Source organism: Alkalibacillus haloalkaliphilus C5 (assembly GCF_000269905.1).
Classification (GTDB): Bacteria; Bacillota; Bacilli; order Bacillales; family Alkalibacillaceae; genus Alkalibacillus; species Alkalibacillus haloalkaliphilus_A.
Map to the genome: position 1 here is coordinate 1 of NZ_AKIF01000262.1, position 1,446 is coordinate 1,446.

The following is a 1,446-nucleotide window of genomic DNA, read 5'->3' on the forward strand; positions in this document are numbered from 1 at the left end:
CAATTGAATGGTGTGGTGTATCTTTAGTAGGCCCCATTAGACCGAGACGATTTGCAACATTAGAAATCGTTGAACCTTGAATTAATGCAGATGTTAAGACGACGAAGAAAATAATGTTAAAGAATTTATCAGCACCTTCAATGCCTGCTACAATTGGGAAAGTTGCTAATACAATTGGTACAGCTCCACGCAAACCAGCCCACGATATAAAGAGCCTTTCCTTTAGTGTATATTTCATCTTTATTGTTGATAAGAATACAGCTACTGGTCTTGCAATGAAAATTAACACTAATGAAATGAGTACTCCCGCAAAAATGTTTGATAGCTGGAATACTTGCTCAGGAAAAGCTAAAAGCCCTAGGATAATAAACATCATAATTTGAGCAGTCCAGGCAAGGCCTTCATTGAATTGGAATATTGAATGACGGTATGTCAATTCAGAGTTACCAATAACTAAGGCTGCTACATATACAGCTAGAAATCCACTAGCATCGATGAAAGATGCAGCACTATATGTAACAAACGCGAACGATATAGCTAGTATTGGATAAAGTCCACTTGATTCAAGGTTAATTTTATTAATTGCCTTATAAGCTAATTTACCAATAGCTAAACCAAGTACTAACCCAACTCCCATTTGCCAAAAGAATGAAGGAATTAACATCCATAGACTGGAATCATCACTAATAATTAACTCAATAAACATAATAGTTAAGAAAACAGCCATTGGGTCGTTTGTCCCTGACTCTGCTTCTAACGTTGCACCCATTTTCGCTTTTATATTACGTTCTTTTAATGTTGCGAATACGGCAGCAGCATCAGTTGAACCTACAATTGCTCCAAATAATAACGCCTCTAACCACGTGACATCGAGAATTAAATAGACTGCTGACCCTGTAATAAGTGCGGTAAAAAACACACCTGCTGTAGCAAGTGAAATTGAAGGTGCTGCGACAGACCGGATCGTCTTCCACTTCGCTTGTAGACCACCTTCAAATAATATAATAATTAATGCAAGAATACCGATAAGTTGAGCAATCTCAACATTATCAAAATATATAATTCCTAACCCATCACTACCAACTGCCATACCGACAGCTATAAAGAGTACAAGTGAAGGGAGGCCTAATCGACTTGAGAATTTAGCGGCAACAATACCACTTAAAAGTAAAAAGGCGATTAAAAAAATCAATCCATCGTTTCCAAATGATTCAACAAGCATCCCGTTTCCCCCTTCTTAAATATATTTATTTCTAATTTTATTTTATCACAAATCATATGTAGCAGTTATTAATTTGTCTTCATGTTAATGGGGTAATGTAAATTTTTTCAGCCTTTAGACGGATGGAAAAAGGTTCCTAAGTACGTTTTGGCAAATATATACGAAGTGGTTCAATGTATATAGAGAGTAGGAGGGGGATTCAATGGAACAAAAACGTGTAGTTC

1 protein-coding gene is annotated in these 1,446 nt (G+C 36.4%); it reads right to left on the reverse strand.

What is annotated here, in order from left to right; genetic code table 11:
- Positions 1-1,222: potassium/proton antiporter (locus tag A194_RS0116240; protein WP_017187830.1), on the reverse strand; the 1,222-nt coding region annotated here is incomplete at its 3' end.
- Between the last annotated feature and the right edge of the window lie 224 nt (positions 1,223-1,446).